Origin of the sequence: Kluyvera sp. CRP, from assembly GCF_019930565.1 — a bacterium.
GTDB lineage: Bacteria > Pseudomonadota > Gammaproteobacteria > Enterobacterales > Enterobacteriaceae > Kluyvera > Kluyvera georgiana_A.
In genome coordinates, this window is record NZ_CP082841.1 from 2,497,539 (window position 1) to 2,511,513 (window position 13,975).

Annotated in this window: 14 protein-coding genes and 1 tRNA gene; 5 read left to right on the forward strand and 10 right to left on the reverse strand. The window is 56.8% G+C overall.

Annotated features, from left to right (window positions below; all coding sequences use genetic code 11):
- Positions 1–10 precede the first annotated feature (10 nt).
- The 4 genes from purK to ppiB form a co-directional block, all read right to left on the reverse strand.
- Positions 11–1,078 carry a 5-(carboxyamino)imidazole ribonucleotide synthase gene (purK, locus tag K7B04_RS11715; RefSeq protein ID WP_223804066.1) on the reverse strand — a complete coding sequence of 356 codons (1,068 nt, stop codon included), beginning with the start codon at positions 1,076–1,078 and terminating at the stop codon, positions 11–13.
- The gene (gene purE, locus K7B04_RS11720) at positions 1,075–1,584 is read right to left on the reverse strand and encodes a 5-(carboxyamino)imidazole ribonucleotide mutase (protein WP_064548070.1); all 510 of its coding nucleotides are present in this window, start codon (positions 1,582–1,584) and stop codon (positions 1,075–1,077) included. Before purE ends, purK begins: the two co-directional genes overlap by 4 nt.
- Positions 1,585–1,703: 119 nt before the next feature.
- Complete coding sequence (gene lpxH / locus K7B04_RS11725) at positions 1,704–2,426, reverse strand: UDP-2,3-diacylglucosamine diphosphatase (RefSeq protein ID WP_223804067.1); 723 nt, start codon at positions 2,424–2,426, stop codon at positions 1,704–1,706.
- Positions 2,427–2,429: 3 nt separating this feature from the next.
- Positions 2,430–2,924, reverse strand: coding sequence for a peptidylprolyl isomerase B (gene ppiB, locus K7B04_RS11730; protein WP_064548074.1), 495 nt, complete (start codon positions 2,922–2,924; stop codon positions 2,430–2,432).
- A 185-nt stretch (positions 2,925–3,109) separates the two neighbouring features.
- On the opposite strand from ppiB, the gene cysS reads away from it, so the two are divergent.
- Positions 3,110–4,495, forward strand: coding sequence for a cysteine--tRNA ligase (cysS, locus tag K7B04_RS11735; RefSeq protein WP_223804068.1), 1,386 nt, complete (start codon positions 3,110–3,112; stop codon positions 4,493–4,495).
- A gap of 3 nt (positions 4,496–4,498) precedes the next feature.
- Here the strand turns inward: cysS and K7B04_RS11740 are convergent, their stop codons facing one another.
- The 5 genes from K7B04_RS11740 to folD form a co-directional block, all read right to left on the reverse strand.
- On the reverse strand, positions 4,499–5,464 hold the full coding sequence (locus tag K7B04_RS11740) for a LysR family transcriptional regulator (protein ID WP_223804156.1): 966 nt from the start codon (positions 5,462–5,464) through the stop codon (positions 4,499–4,501).
- Between the two features lie 23 nt (positions 5,465–5,487).
- Positions 5,488–6,693: an MFS transporter TsgA gene (gene tsgA / locus K7B04_RS11745; RefSeq protein ID WP_223804069.1), complete on the reverse strand. Its 1,206-nt coding sequence runs from the start codon at positions 6,691–6,693 to the stop codon at positions 5,488–5,490.
- A gap of 48 nt (positions 6,694–6,741) precedes the next feature.
- Entirely contained in the window at positions 6,742–7,575 is an 834-nt protein-coding gene (gene xapA / locus K7B04_RS11750; protein ID WP_167576445.1) for a xanthosine phosphorylase, read from the reverse strand.
- 366 nt (positions 7,576–7,941) lie between these two features.
- Positions 7,942–8,154 carry a ribosome-associated protein YbcJ gene (gene ybcJ / locus K7B04_RS11755; protein WP_004143016.1) on the reverse strand — a complete coding sequence of 71 codons (213 nt, stop codon included), beginning with the start codon at positions 8,152–8,154 and terminating at the stop codon, positions 7,942–7,944.
- 1 nt (position 8,155) lies between these two features.
- Complete coding sequence (gene folD, locus K7B04_RS11760) at positions 8,156–9,022, reverse strand: bifunctional methylenetetrahydrofolate dehydrogenase/methenyltetrahydrofolate cyclohydrolase FolD (protein ID WP_163445986.1); 867 nt, start codon at positions 9,020–9,022, stop codon at positions 8,156–8,158.
- Positions 9,023–9,275: 253 nt separating this feature from the next.
- On the opposite strand from folD, the gene K7B04_RS11765 reads away from it, so the two are divergent.
- Positions 9,276–9,352: transfer RNA gene (locus K7B04_RS11765), tRNA-Arg, on the forward strand.
- A 134-nt stretch (positions 9,353–9,486) separates the two neighbouring features.
- Complete coding sequence (gene sbmC, locus K7B04_RS11770) at positions 9,487–9,957, forward strand: DNA gyrase inhibitor SbmC (RefSeq protein WP_223804070.1); 471 nt, start codon at positions 9,487–9,489, stop codon at positions 9,955–9,957.
- Positions 9,958–10,007: 50 nt separating this feature from the next.
- Here sbmC and K7B04_RS11775 read toward each other — a convergent pair whose 3' ends face one another.
- Entirely contained in the window at positions 10,008–10,841 is an 834-nt protein-coding gene (locus K7B04_RS11775; protein WP_223804071.1) for a DMT family transporter, read from the reverse strand.
- 304 nt (positions 10,842–11,145) lie between these two features.
- Between K7B04_RS11775 and pheP the strand changes: the two genes are divergently transcribed.
- Entirely contained in the window at positions 11,146–12,537 is a 1,392-nt protein-coding gene (gene pheP, locus K7B04_RS11780) for a phenylalanine transporter (RefSeq protein WP_163447720.1), read from the forward strand.
- Positions 12,538–12,725: 188 nt separating this feature from the next.
- Positions 12,726–13,967 carry an MFS transporter gene (locus K7B04_RS11785; RefSeq protein ID WP_223804072.1) on the forward strand — a complete coding sequence of 414 codons (1,242 nt, stop codon included), beginning with the start codon at positions 12,726–12,728 and terminating at the stop codon, positions 13,965–13,967.
- Positions 13,968–13,975: the final 8 nt, after the last annotated feature.

Genomic DNA, 13,975 nt, shown 5'->3' on the forward strand with positions numbered 1-13,975 from the left:
CACGAAAGGTCTATTTCAGACGCGTTTGCGCCCAGGCAATGCCGCTGGCGTATTCGCCCGGCAGCAGCGGCACCAGCGCTTCCAGCGTCGCGCTCAGGCGGCCTGTATCGCTGTCGTTGAGGTTGAGATGGCCTACTTTACGGCCCGGTCGTACCTCTTTGTCGTACCAGTGCAGGTGCACCAGCGGCAGCTTCAGCCAGTCGTAGTTCAGATCGGAACCAATCAGGTTGACCATCACCGACGGGCTATTAACTACCGGCGGCGGCAGCGGCAGGTCGGTAATGGCGCGCAGATGCAGCTCGAACTGGCTGATGGAGGCGCCGTTTTGCGTCCAGTGGCCGCTGTTGTGTACGCGGGGCGCCAGCTCGTTGATCAGCAGACCGCCAGGGGTGACGAAGCACTCCATCGCCATCACGCCAACGTAGTTCAGCTCCTGCATAATGGCGCTGAGCATGGCTTCCGCCTGCGCCTGCTGCTGGGCGTCGGCCTGCGGGAAGGCGACGCTCATGCGCAGAATGCCGTCCTGATGCAGGTTATGCGTCAGCGGATAGAATACGGTGCTGCCGTCGTGGGCTCGGGCGCCAACCAGCGACACTTCGCCGGAGAAGTTAATGCCCTGCTCAACGATGCATTCGCCATAGCATTCGTCCGGCAGCTGCGCGGTGTCGTCTTTGCGCAGACGCCACTGGCCGCGGCCATCGTAGCCGCCGGTGCGGCGCTTAACGATCGCCAGCTCGCCCAGACGGTCAAAAACGCCAGGCCACTCATCGGCGCGGGCCAGCAGTTGCCACGGCGCGGTTGCCAGATTGAGCTTATCGAACAGCTGCTTTTGCGTCAGACGGTCGGCAATGATCGGGAAAACGTCACGGTTCACAAACGCGGTGTGCTCCGCCAGCTCGCGAGTGAGGGCGGTTTCCGGCCAGCGCTCGATTTCAGCGGTGATCACACTCTGCTGAAACGGCACGGCGGCAGGGTCGGCTTCTAAACCGACCGGCCAGACGGCGATGCCCAGCGGCTCACCGGCCTGGCGCAGCATACGACCTAGCTGCCCGTTGCCCAGCACGCAGACCTGCTTCATGCGGCACCTCGCGGGTCCGGGTTATCCAGCACTTCATCGGTTTGCGCTTTACGCCAGTCGGCGAGGCGCTGATGCAGTTCCGCGTCGTGCTGAGCCAGAATCTGCGCGGCGAGCAGGGCGGCGTTAGCGGCACCGGCTTTACCAATCGCCAGCGTACCGACCGGAATTCCGCGCGGCATCTGCACGATGGAGTAGAGGCTATCGACACCGCTTAATGCGGCGCTCTGGACGGGGACACCCAATACCGGGACCAGCGTTTTGGCGGCAATCATTCCGGGTAAGTGCGCAGCGCCGCCGGCACCGGCAATAATCACCTGATAACCGTTGCTTTCGGCGTCTTCGGCGAAGCTGAACAGTTTATCGGGCGTGCGGTGGGCGGAAACCACTTCAACATGGTGAGGTACGTTCAGAATATCGAGGATTTCTGCGGCGAACTGCATGGTAGCCCAGTCGCTTTTGGACCCCATCACGATGGCGATACGTGCCGGATTATTGCGGGAAGACATGCGTCTGAAAACTCCTGTGGGTGTGCTGCACACGACGTTAGAGGCCACAGAGAATAACACGGAAAATGGGCAAGGAAAACGGTTGCGTCGCCGTGGGACGGCTGATTACGGCGGAAAAATTAAAACGGGAAGGGGATCAGCTCAACGTCTTCCGCGGTCACTTTGACCATAGAACCGTGGTTGTGCCATGCGCCGAGCACCACGCGGTGCGCCTGCCCGCCGTTGGCGCTTAGCGTGTGGATATCCGGGCGATGGGTATGGCCGTGAATCAGCCACTGCACCTGATGCTTTTCCATCACCTCAACCACCGCCCGCGGGTTGACGTCCATGATTTCCATCGATTTACTGCTGTTGGCGGCCTTGCTGTCACTACGCATCTTCTGCGCGATACGGCGGCGGATAAACAGCGGCAGGGCGAGGAATAGCTTCTGGATCCACGGGGTGTGTACTTTGGCGCGAAACGCGAGATAGCCCGGATCGTCGGTACATAGCGTGTCGCCGTGCATAATCAGCACCCGGCGGCCATAAAGCGTGAGTACCTGTTCTTCAGGCAGCAACTGCATGCCACTCTCGCGGGCGAAGCGTTTGCCAATCAGGAAATCACGGTTGCCGTGAATAAAGAAGCAGGGGACGCCGGAATCAACCAGCGATTTAATGGCAATGGCCATTTCACGATGTAGCGGGTTGGGGTCATCGTCGCCAATCCAGGCTTCAAACAGGTCGCCAAGGATGTACAACGCGTCGGCCTGACGAGCTTCACCGTGCAAAAAACGCAGAAAACCGGCGGTAATCGCCGGTTCTTCCGTTTGCAGATGCAAATCTGCAATAAAGAGTGTCGCCACCGATTACTCGCTGACGGTCACGCTTGTAATCACAACGTCTTCTTTTGGAACGTCCTGATGCATACCGCTGCGGCCGGTAGAAACGCCTTTGATCTTGTCAACCACGTCCATGCCTTCAACCACTTCAGCAAATACGCAGTAGCCCCAACCCTGCAGGCTTTCGCCGGAGAAGTTCAGGAAGTCGTTGTCTGCTACGTTGATGAAGAACTGAGCGGTCGCGGAGTGCGGAGCCTGGGTACGCGCCATGGCCAGCGTGCCACGGGTGTTTTTCAGACCGTTGTTGGCTTCGTTTTTGATCGCTTCTTTGGTGGTTTTCTGCTTCATGCCCGGCTCGAAGCCGCCGCCCTGAATCATGAAACCGTTGATAACACGGTGGAAAATCGTGTTGTTGTAGAAACCTTCGCGGCAGTAGTCCAGGAAGTTTTTGACTGTTTCCGGCGCTTTGTCGTCGAAAGTTTTGATGACGATGTCGCCGTGATTAGTGTGGAAAGTAACCATTTCTGCATCCTGTTCCGTTTAAAGTGGTGCTTTAGCCCGCCTGTGGGCGGCATATAGGCGTCTGTTATAGCATAACCCGGAACATCGATCACCTTGCATTGTGTGCTGCTTCCGGGTTGAATTACGGGTAGAATATACCGTTTCAGGCGAAAGCCCGGTTCACACACGTAAACATGGAATTCTCGATGCTAAAAATCTTCAACACAATGACCCGCCAAAAAGAGGAATTTAAGCCCATTCATGCCGGAGAAGTGGGCATGTACGTGTGTGGTATCACCGTTTACGATCTCTGTCATATCGGCCATGGCCGTACCTTCGTCTCCTTTGACGTGGTGGCGCGCTATCTGCGCTTCCTCGGCTATAAGCTGAAGTACGTGCGTAACATCACCGATATTGACGACAAAATTATCAAACGCGCCAACGAGAACGGTGAAAGCTTTGTCGCGCTGGTGGATCGTATGATCGCCGAGATGCACAACGATTTCGACGCGCTGAATATTCTGCGTCCGGATCAGGAGCCGCGCGCCACGCACCATATCCACGAAATCATTGAAATCACCGAGCAGCTGATCGCTAAAGGCCACGCCTACGTGGCGGACAACGGCGACGTGATGTTCTCGGTGCCGACCGATCCAAACTACGGCAAGCTGTCGCGTCAGGATCTGGACCAGTTGCAGGCCGGCGCGCGCGTTGACGTGGTTGACGTGAAGCGTAACCCAATGGACTTCGTGCTGTGGAAGATGTCCAAAGAAGGCGAGCCGAGCTGGCCGTCTCCGTGGGGCGAAGGCCGTCCGGGCTGGCATATTGAATGTTCCGCGATGAACTGCAAGCAGTTGGGCAACCATTTCGATATTCACGGCGGCGGTTCGGATCTGATGTTCCCGCACCATGAAAACGAAATCGCCCAGTCTACCTGCGCGCACGACGGTGAGTACGTGAACTACTGGATGCACTCCGGCATGGTGATGGTTGACCGCGAAAAGATGTCCAAATCGCTGGGTAACTTCTTTACCGTGCGCGATGTGCTGAAGTACTACGACGCCGAAACCATCCGTTACTTCCTGATGTCCGGCCACTACCGTAGCCAGCTGAACTACAGCGAAGAGAACCTCAAGCAGGCGCGTTCCGCGCTGGAGCGTCTGTACACCGCGCTGCGCGGTACCGACACATCCGTCCCGGCGGCGGGCGGCGAAGCGTTCGAAGCGCGCTTTATTGAAGCGATGGACGACGATTTCAATACCCCGGAAGCTTACTCCGTGCTGTTCGATATGGCGCGTGAAGTGAACCGCCTGAAGGCTGAAGATATGCAGGCTGCGAACGCGCTGGCGTCGCATATGCGTAAGCTTTCTGCCGTGCTGGGCCTGCTGGAGCAGGAGCCGGAAGCCTTCCTGCAAAGCGGTGCGCAGGCAGACGACGGCGAAGTGGCTGAAATTGAAGCGTTAATCCAGCAGCGCCTGGACGCGCGTAAAGCGAAAGATTGGGCGGCGGCCGACGCCGCACGTGACCGTCTCAACGAGATGGGCATCGTGCTGGAAGATGGCCCGCAGGGCACAACCTGGCGCCGTAAGTAAGCTTTAACCCCTCTCTCTGCCAGAGAGAGGGGGTTCCCGCCCTTGTAGCCCCTCCACAAACGCCGTCATCAGCTCTGACAGCGGTTCGTCGTACCACAATGCATAAAGATCGGCGGGTACCGCTTGTGCAAGCGGCAGAAAACGTACGCCCGGCCAGTGAATCAACCCGCAGGTTTCCGGCAACAGCGATAGCCCCATTCCCGCGCTCACCAGCGCTAACGCCGTTTGCGGCTCGTTTACCTGATGGGTAATTAACGGATAAAACCCCGCCTCCACGCAGCGGTCGTGCAGCTGACGAGCGAAGTCGCTCTGTTCAAAGGAGAGTGAAATCAGCGGTCTGGTGGCCAGCGCGGTTAAGGGAACCGAGCTTAGCTGGCACAACGGATCGTTCTCCGGCACTGCGAGAGCGATAGATTCATGGGCAATCAGCTGGTTACGGATGTTGGTTTCAGCATAAGGCAGGACGTTGCGGTTAATGGCGATGTCGATAGTGCGGGCGCGCAGCGCGTCAATTTGCTGATGCTGCGACAGCTCGCGCAGACTCCACTCGACCCCCGGATTCTTCGCCTTAAACGTTTTCAGCCGCGTCAGTAGGGTGCCCCACAGTGCGCTGCCGACAATACCGATGGTGATATGCAGGTTCTCGCTGCGACCGATTTGCCGCACGTAGTTCAACGACTGCTCGGTGGCGCTCAGGATGCGGTCAACCTCGGTTTTTAGGACCAGCCCGGCGCGGGTCAGTACCACTTTCCGACTGGTTCGTTCAAACAATTTTGTTTCCAGCGTCTCTTCCAGCTCTTTAATCTGCATGCTCAGCGGTGGCTGGGAGATATTCAGCCGCGCTGCTGCTCGCCCGAAATGCAGTTCTTCAGCAAGAGCCTGAAAGTAACGCAGCGCGCGAATGTTAATGCGGTTGTTGGCCAGAGCGTCGGTCATGGTTCGTTCGGGATAAAGGGGAGGGAGGGCCATCATGCCCCCCTCCTTTTGCCTTGTCAAACCGCCGCCGACGGGGAGGTATGCAGGCGTTCAGCCCGACTACAGAAGATAGCCGTGACCAGCACAACCAGCAGCACGATATAGGACACCGTGGCGGTATTCAGCGCGCCATGCAAGCCGTAGCGGCCATTAACGAGCGAGGAGACGCTGGCGAACAGCAGTGTGCCTACCGTACCGCAGGTCAGTAACGCGGAAATCAGCGTTGGCGAGCTTTGGCTCACCTGCAGCGAACCGTAGCTCATCAGCCCGGAGAACAGACCGGAGTTGAAGAAGCCAAAAACGGCGCAGGCGACAAGAATCAGCGTGGTGTTGCCGCTGTTGGCAATCAGCATGATGGCGATAAGACCGATCGCGGTACAACCCAGCAGGAAGGTGCGCAGCTTCATCCACTTCACGGTGAACTGGTTGAGGAACAGGCCGATAGCTTTCGCCACCCAGTAGACGGTGGTGTACAGCGCTGCCTCCTGCGGCTCAATATGGAAGCGGAACTGTAAATAGCCCGGTGTCCACATGGTGAAGATAGGCTCAGCCAACAGGAAGGCGAACAGCGCGAAACAAATCAGATAGACCGATGGACCCCAGGGCTCACGAGCGGTGTTTGTGCTTTGCTGCGCGGGTGCTGGCGCTTCGGTGGACGGGAAACGGCAGCGAATCGTTAACGCCAGCATCAGCGCACCTAAACCACCCATGATACCGTACATCGCCACCCAGCTCGCGCCCATGCGGAACAGCCAGGCCAGCAAGAAGGAGAGCGTCGCCCCGGCGAGGCTAAAGAAGAAATCGGTAAAAATCAGGCTCGAGGAACGGCTTTTTTCGTCCGGATTGATTCGCACCACCAGATAGCTGCCGATGGTCATGAAAATACCGCCACAGGCGCCAATGCCGGCGACGGCAAAGCTGAACATCGTCAGAGTAGGCGACACAAACAGAATCGCGCTGATAAGAACGGTGAGCGCCGCTGCGATAACCAGCGGTTTTTGCAGCCCCCATTTGCGCATCAGAATACCGCCCAGCATGATGGGAATAAACATGCCGATGTTCATCAGTGTGAAGACCTGGCCGATAAAGCTCGGGTCTTTGTGGAAGGCTGCGCACAGCGGGCCGAGCACGATGCCAAGGGTGGAAACTAACGCGCCGACGAAGTAATAGCTTAGATACGAGACGGCGTTTAAATTCGGGCGGGACCAGGACATGTCAGACATAGACGTATCTCCAGGCGGGCAGCAGTCTACCCGCCGATGCATCAGAAATTAGGCGTATTGTTTAATGAACTGGCCAATCAGGCGGATAAAGTCTTCCGTCACCATGGCTGCGCATTTGAGCGTTTGTTCGTGCGACAGCTCCACGTCGCTCAACCCTTCAGCCATATTGGTGATGGCCGATACGGCCAGCACTTTTAGCCCACAGTGGCGCGCCGCGATCACTTCTGGCACCACCGACATTCCAACCACATCGCCGCCCATGCGCTGCATCATGCGGATTTCCGCGGCGGTTTCGAAGTTTGGCCCCGGATAGGAGACAAAAACGCCTTCGTGCAGCGGGATATCCAGCCCTTTGGCGGTCTGGTGCAGTTGGGCGCGCAGATCTTTGTCGTAGGCGTTTGCCAGGCTGAAGAAGCGTGGGCCAAAGCGATCGTCATTCGGGCCGACCATCGGCGTGGACGGCATGGTATTGATATGGTCGTTTAGCGCCACCAGGCTGCCTGCGGGGATATCCGCGTTCAGCGAGCCTGCGGCGTTGGTGCAGAACATGAATTCACAGCCGAGCAGCTTAAAGGTGCGTACCGCCTGGGTCATGATGCCCATGCCGAGGCCTTCATAGAAATGACCGCGGCCTTTCATGCAAATCAGCGGCACGCCGTGCAGCGTTCCCATTACAATTTCCCCGGCGTGGCCGATGACGGTGCTGACCGGAAAACCCGGTAGCGCTTCGTAGGAAAGGGTGGTTTTGTTATCCATACGGTCGGCCAGCGCGCCGAGACCGGAACCGAGGATTAAGGCGATACGCGGGGTAAACCCGGGCTTTGCTGCGCGCAGGATTTCGACGGCTTCGTAAGGGGCATTATTGAGAATTGACGTTGACATACAGACTCCAGAAACAGGGATGTTTCGCGGTATTCTGCGGAGCAGTCGATTTGCAATCCAATTCAATTAATGCGCGTATTGATATTTTTATTGAATTGATTTCGTCGGTGGTGATTTTAAAATCTTTAAATTCAAAGTATTAAATGTAGGCTGAAAGTTTGAATGCGTCGGGGAAGACGGCTTCGACGTGATGATTTGTGATGCGCCTCACTTTGACGCAGCGCTACCGGGCGATGGACGTGTCACGATAGTTAGCATCGGGTATGGACATACAGCGTATTACTGCTGAAGTGGGAAGATACGGTAGGGCGCTATTTGGGGAATAAAACCCGGCATCGACTGGCGAAGCCGGGTGACTGGCAGGATTTATGCGGTAACGGTAACGCTTTGGCCTTCAAAACTCACGGTTTGACCGGCGACAATTTTGCAGCGTTTGCGGGTTTCCACCGCGCCGTCCACTTTGACCAGACCGTCGGCGATAGCGATTTTCGCCTGCGCGCCGCTTTCGCTCCAGCCTTCCAGCTTCAGTAAGTCACAGAGTTCCACATGCGGATGCTTACCCAAAGAAAATGTTGCCATCTTATGCCTTCTCCACGTCGTGATACTCTTCACACGCCTGTAAGGTGTTTTCAATCAGGGTGGCTACGGTCATGGGACCGACGCCGCCCGGTACTGGGGTGATGTAAGAGGCGCGCGCGGCAGCCTCTTCAAACACCACATCGCCGACGACTTTACCGTTTTCGAGGCGATTAATCCCGACATCAATGACAATTGCGCCTTCTTTAATCCACTCGCCAGGAATAAAGCCCGGTTTACCGACCGCGACGATCAGCAGATCCGCGTGCTCCACATGGTGGCGCAGGTTTTTGGTAAAGCGGTGGGTGACGGTGGTGGTACAGCCAGCCAGCAGCAGCTCCATGCTCATCGGGCGGCCCACGATGTTGGACGCGCCAATCACCACGGCGTTCAGGCCATAGGTGTCGATATGGTAGCGCTCCAGCAGGGTAACGATACCGCGCGGGGTACACGGACGCAGGCGTGGCGCGCGCTGGCACAGACGACCCACGTTGTACGGATGGAAGCCGTCGACGTCTTTGTCCGGCGCGATGCGCTCAAGGACCTTAACGTTATCAATACCCGCCGGCAGCGGAAGCTGCACCAGAATGCCGTCGATGGTGGTGTCGGCGTTCAGGGTGTCAATCAGCGTCAGCAGTTCGGCTTCGGACGTGGTTTCCGGCAGATCGTAGGAGCGGGAGACGAAGCCCACCTCTTCGCAGGCTTTGCGCTTGCTGCCGACATAAATTTGTGAGGCCGGGTTGCTGCCAACCAGCACAACGGCAAGCCCAGGGGCGCGTTTTCCTGCGGCAACGCGCGCCTTCACTTTTTCCGCAACCTCAGAGCGCACCTGCTGCGCAATCGTTTTACCGTCAATAATCTTTGCTGCCATCAGGGAAAATATTCCATCTGTCATTCACGAAGGGGGGATGGACATATTTTGTCAGATGCGAGGCTTGCTGTCAGGTCTCGTTTGCGAGTTTTCATCGGAAAGTGGTTTTGCCGAAGAGTTGAGCGATAGTTGGTCGCACTTTATCCATCATTGCATACCGCGCAGGTTTCGTAAGGAAATGGATTGACTCACCTGTCAGTGACCGTATAATTCCACGCGTTTCACCCCACCATGAAGTTTTGACTTCCCCAGTGCGCCCTTAGCTCAGTTGGATAGAGCAACGACCTTCTAAGTCGTGGGTCACAGGTTCGAATCCTGTAGGGCGTACCATTTTCCTGTTTCCTCTTCCCCCAACTCTCTTATCAAGAGTGCGAATCTGCTCACATATCGCTCGCTACCCGTTTGGCGCAAACAAAAAACGCCCATTATACTGTATGTAATTACAGTGTATTAACGGAGGCGGTATGGAATACGAAGTTAAGCAGATTGCAGCGCGTAAAATTGCCGGTTTTCATATGGTTGGGCCGTGGGAGCAGACGGTTAAGCAGGGTTTTGAGCAGTTGATGATGTGGGTCGATGGCCAGCAGATTCCCGCTCGGGAGTGGCTGGCCGTTTACTACGACAATCCGGATGAAGTCCCGGCGGAAAAGCTGCGTTGCGACACCGTGGTCTCTGTCGATGACGACTTTGTTATCCCGCCGAACAGCGAAGGGGTCATGATGGCGGAAGTTGCGGGAGGCCTGTACGCGGCAGCGCGTGCGCGGGTTATCGATCACGATTTCTCCACGCCATGGTATCAGTTTTTTGATAGCGTCCTGAAAGATGAAACCTACCGCCTGGCTGCGAAGCCATGCTTTGAAATCTACCATAACAACGGTGCGGAAGACGGCTACTGGGATATTGAAATGTTTGTTGCCCTCGAGCCAAAGGGGTAGTGAAAAACGCCGGGCGTGTGGTGCGGACTGGCGACACGCCGGCCCGGCGGTTAATGCTCTCGTCGCCGATCGGCGATAATCACCAGCCCAATACCGGAGAGGGTGAGTGCGATAGCTAACACCATCCTCAGGCCCAACGGTTCGCCCATAAAAATTAGCCCGCCCAGTGCCGCAAGACAGGGGACGCTTAATTGCAGTGTGCTGGCGGTGGTTGGGCTAAGCCGTGGCAACAGGGAGTACCAGAGCAGATACGCGCCGCCGGACATCAGCGCCCCGGAGGAGACTGCCAGCACTAGCCCAACGGCATCGGCGCGGATGTGCATACCGCTAAGCACAAACACCACCAGCGCTATCGGCACCGCCAGCGTAAAGTTGCCCGCCGTGGCCGCTGCCGCGTTCTGCACTTTTTTGCCGGTAATACAGTAGGCGGCCCAGGCCGCGCCGGAGACCATCATCAGCAGCGCGGCGCCGCCGGAAGGATGACCTGCACCCGGTAATAGCAGCAACGCTAGCCCGGTCACTGCGCCCAGCATACCGACGCTTTTTAGCCACGTCAGGCGCTCGCCGCGAATCAACCCCCAGCCGGTCATCACGCACTGGACCGTACCGAACAGCAACAACGCGCCAGCGGCGGTGGTTAAGGACAGGTAGGCAAGGGAAAAGGCAAAGACGTAAATGGCCAGTAGTACCGCGTTCAGCACATTGAATTCCGGCCTCTTTTTGATGGCGGGTAGCCTCAGGAGTATCAGCAGCGCCACCGCACCGCTTAGCAAGCGAATGCTACTAAAAGAGACGGCATCCATATGCATCCCCTTCAGCGCCAGCCGACAGAGCAGCGAGTTGGCGGCGAACGCGGCCATAGTCAGCAGGATTTTGAGCAGCACGGAAGATTCCTCGAAATGCGGTCAGCGAATTATGCCGCAAGCCACGGCATGCCGGGTCATCGTTTTGTGCTCCGCCGATACGGCAACGTATCCAATGGTATTTGCTTCACAGCGGGTGTGCCGCATACGTTGAACGTTAGGGCTGGCTAGCGCGGCTAACCCCTTGTAGGAATAAGGTTATCACCCCAGCAACGCGTATCTTCCGGCACTTTTGGGCACGGGGTTCCTGCGACTGATTGCCTTGCGGCAAGCCGCGCTAAGTGTTAAAAGGTGCCCCTTCCAAAAAAAGCTACAGGGGTTAGACGTGAAAAACGCGTCCTCAGCATCCAGCCAGAATCAACCGGATGCTTCGTCGGAGCAGGGGCCGACGCTTCACCGCGGGTTACAAAACCGTCATATTCAACTCATCGCCCTTGGGGGCGCCATTGGCACCGGCCTGTTTCTTGGCATCGGCCCGGCGATTCAAATGGCTGGCCCGGCAGTGGTGCTGGGCTATGCGATTGCCGGAATTATCGCGTTTCTGATCATGCGCCAGCTTGGCGAGATGGTGGTGGAAGAGCCGGTATCCGGTTCATTTGCTCATTTTGCTTATAAATACTGGGGGCCGTTCGCCGGTTTTCTTTCCGGCTGGAACTATTGGGTCATGTTCGTGCTGGTGGGAATGGCCGAGCTGACCGCCGCCGGAATTTATATGCAGTATTGGCTGCCACACGTACCGACCTGGATTTGGGCTGCCGGTTTCTTCATTTTGATTAACGCCGTCAACCTGGTGAACGTGCGCCTGTATGGCGAAACGGAGTTCTGGTTTGCACTGATTAAGGTGCTGGCGATTATCGGCATGATCGGCTTTGGCATCTGGATGCTGGCGACGGGGCGTGGCGGTGAGCATGCGAGCATCGACAATCTCTGGCGTGATGGCGGCTTCCTTGCCACGGGCTGGAAGGGGCTGATTTTGTCGCTGGCGGTGATTATGTTCTCCTTCGGCGGGCTGGAACTTATTGGCATTACAGCGGCGGAAGCACGCAGCCCGGAAACCACTATTCCGAAAGCGGTCAACCAGGTGGTTTACCGTATCCTGTTGTTCTATATCGGCTCGCTGATTGTGCTGCTGGCGCTCTATCCGTGGCAGGGCATTAAGTCAGACAGCAGTCCGTTCGTGATGATCTTCCACAATCTGGACAGTAACGTAGTGGCATCCGCGCTGAACTTTGTGATTCTGGTGGCTTCGCTGTCGGTTTATAACAGCGGCGTCTATTCAAACAGCCGCATGCTGTTTGGCCTCTCCGTGCAGGGTAACGCGCCGCGCTTCCTGACCAAAGTGAGCCGTCGCGGCGTGCCGGTGAATTCGCTGCTGCTCTCTGGCGCGATCACCTCGCTGGTGGTGCTGGTGAACTATCTGCTGCCGCAGAAAGCGTTTGGCCTGCTGATGGCGTTGGTGGTGGCAACGCTGCTGCTGAACTGGATCATGATCTGCATGGCCCACCTTAAGTTCCGCGCCGCCATGCGCCGCAAGGGGCGTGAGTCGAAATTCAAAGCGCTGTTTGCGCCTGCCAGCAACTACATCTGTATCGCATTTTTGCTGATGATCCTTGGGCTGATGTGCACCATGGACGGCATGCGCCTGTCGGCGATTCTGCTGCCGGTGTGGGTGTTGTTCCTGTTTGCGGCTTTCAAAACGCTGCGTCGTAAAGCCTGATAATATCGCCCGGAGGGGGCAGGTTTGCCTCCTCCGCTGTTTCCCGCTCGTTGCTGCAACACATTCCCTTCCTCGTTTTTATCGTGATCGCTCTCCCAAATCCGTTTCTATCAGCGCGATCTTATTTTTGTAATCGATTACTTTTCATTTGTGGTGTTTTGTAATCGATTACTTTTGAGGGTGAGAACATGGTGTCTACAACGGAAAGTCGTGAACAAAGTGGCGTACAGCATCGGCTGTTAGTCCCGCGCCTGTCGTTAATGATGTTTATGCAGTTTTTTATCTGGGGAAGCTGGTCGGTCACGCTTGGACTGGTGATGACGCAGTACAACATGTCGCTGCTGATTGGCGATGCGTTCTCGGCGGGGCCGATCGCTTCAATTCTTTCCCCTTTTGTTTTGGGAATGTTGGTTGACCGTTTTTTTGCCTCGCAGAAGGTGATGGCGGTGATGCACCTGCTTGGCGCGGTGATTCTGTGGTTCGTACCGCAGGCGCTGGTCGCGGAAAACGGTGCGTTGTTAATTGCGCTGCTGTTTGGCTACACGCTCTGTTATATGCCGACGCTGGCGCTGACCAACAATATTGCCTTCCACAGCCTGAAAAATATCGATAAAACCTTCCCGGTAGTGCGCGTGTTCGGCACCATCGGTTGGATTGTCGCGGGCATCTTTATCGGCGTAACCGGGATTTCGGATACCACCGGCATCTTTACGCTGGCGGCGCTGTGCTCGGTGGTGCTGGCGGTATATAGCCTGACGCTGCCGCACACGCCGGCCCCGGCGAAAGGCCAGCCGCTGAAGCTGCGCGATCTGTTCTGCGCCGACGCTTTCGCATTGCTCAGAATCCGGCACTTCCTGGTGTTTGCCGTCTGCGCCACGCTGATTTCCGTACCGCTCGGTACTTACTATGCCTATACCGCGTCATTTCTGGCGGACGCGGGCGTCGCGGATGTGAGCACCGCGATGTCCTTCGGTCAGATGTCAGAAATCTTCTTTATGCTGATTATCCCGCTGCTGTTCCGCCGTCTGGGTGTGAAGTACATGCTGCTGATCGGCATGCTGGCGTGGTTCGTACGCTATATGTTCTTTGCGCTGGGTATCAATGAAGAGACCCGCTTCCTGCTGTATCTCGGCATTCTGCTGCACGGCGTGTGCTACGACTTTTTCTTCGTGGTGGGCTTTATCTATACCGACCGTGTGGCGGGCGAAAAGGTGAAAGGGCAGGCGCAGAGCATGGTGGTGATGTTTACCTACGGCATCGGCATGCTGCTGGGATCGCAGATTTCCGGTGCCCTGTATAACCACCTGGTCGCTGGCCAAACCGTTCCGGCGGCGTGGGTGAACTTCTGGTGGATTCCGGCGGTGGCTGCCGTGGTGATCGCGGTGATTTTCCTTGTCTCGTTTAAATACGACGAGCAAAAGCAGGCGTAAATTTTTAA

What these genes read in the sequence shown, in the direction of transcription:
- folD (WP_163445986.1), bottom strand. Translation starts at nt 9,022, where the DNA reads ATGGCAGCAAAGATTATTGACGGTAAAACGATTGCGCAGCAGGTGCGC.
- tsgA (WP_223804069.1), bottom strand. Translation starts at nt 6,693, where the DNA reads ATGTCTGACATGTCCTGGTCCCGCCCGAATTTAAACGCCGTCTCGTAT.
- ppiB (WP_064548074.1), bottom strand. Translation starts at nt 2,924, where the DNA reads ATGGTTACTTTCCACACTAATCACGGCGACATCGTCATCAAAACTTTC.
- cysS (WP_223804068.1), top strand. Translation starts at nt 3,110, where the DNA reads ATGCTAAAAATCTTCAACACAATGACCCGCCAAAAAGAGGAATTTAAG.
- xapA (WP_167576445.1), bottom strand. Translation starts at nt 7,575, where the DNA reads ATGTCAACGTCAATTCTCAATAATGCCCCTTACGAAGCCGTCGAAATC.
- purE (WP_064548070.1), bottom strand. Translation starts at nt 1,584, where the DNA reads ATGTCTTCCCGCAATAATCCGGCACGTATCGCCATCGTGATGGGGTCC.
- sbmC (WP_223804070.1), top strand. Translation starts at nt 9,487, where the DNA reads ATGGAATACGAAGTTAAGCAGATTGCAGCGCGTAAAATTGCCGGTTTT.
- ybcJ (WP_004143016.1), bottom strand. Translation starts at nt 8,154, where the DNA reads ATGGCAACATTTTCTTTGGGTAAGCATCCGCATGTGGAACTCTGTGAC.
- K7B04_RS11740 (WP_223804156.1), bottom strand. Translation starts at nt 5,464, where the DNA reads ATGGCCCTCCCTCCCCTTTATCCCGAACGAACCATGACCGACGCTCTG.
- purK (WP_223804066.1), bottom strand. Translation starts at nt 1,078, where the DNA reads ATGAAGCAGGTCTGCGTGCTGGGCAACGGGCAGCTAGGTCGTATGCTG.
- K7B04_RS11785 (WP_223804072.1), top strand. Translation starts at nt 12,726, where the DNA reads ATGGTGTCTACAACGGAAAGTCGTGAACAAAGTGGCGTACAGCATCGG.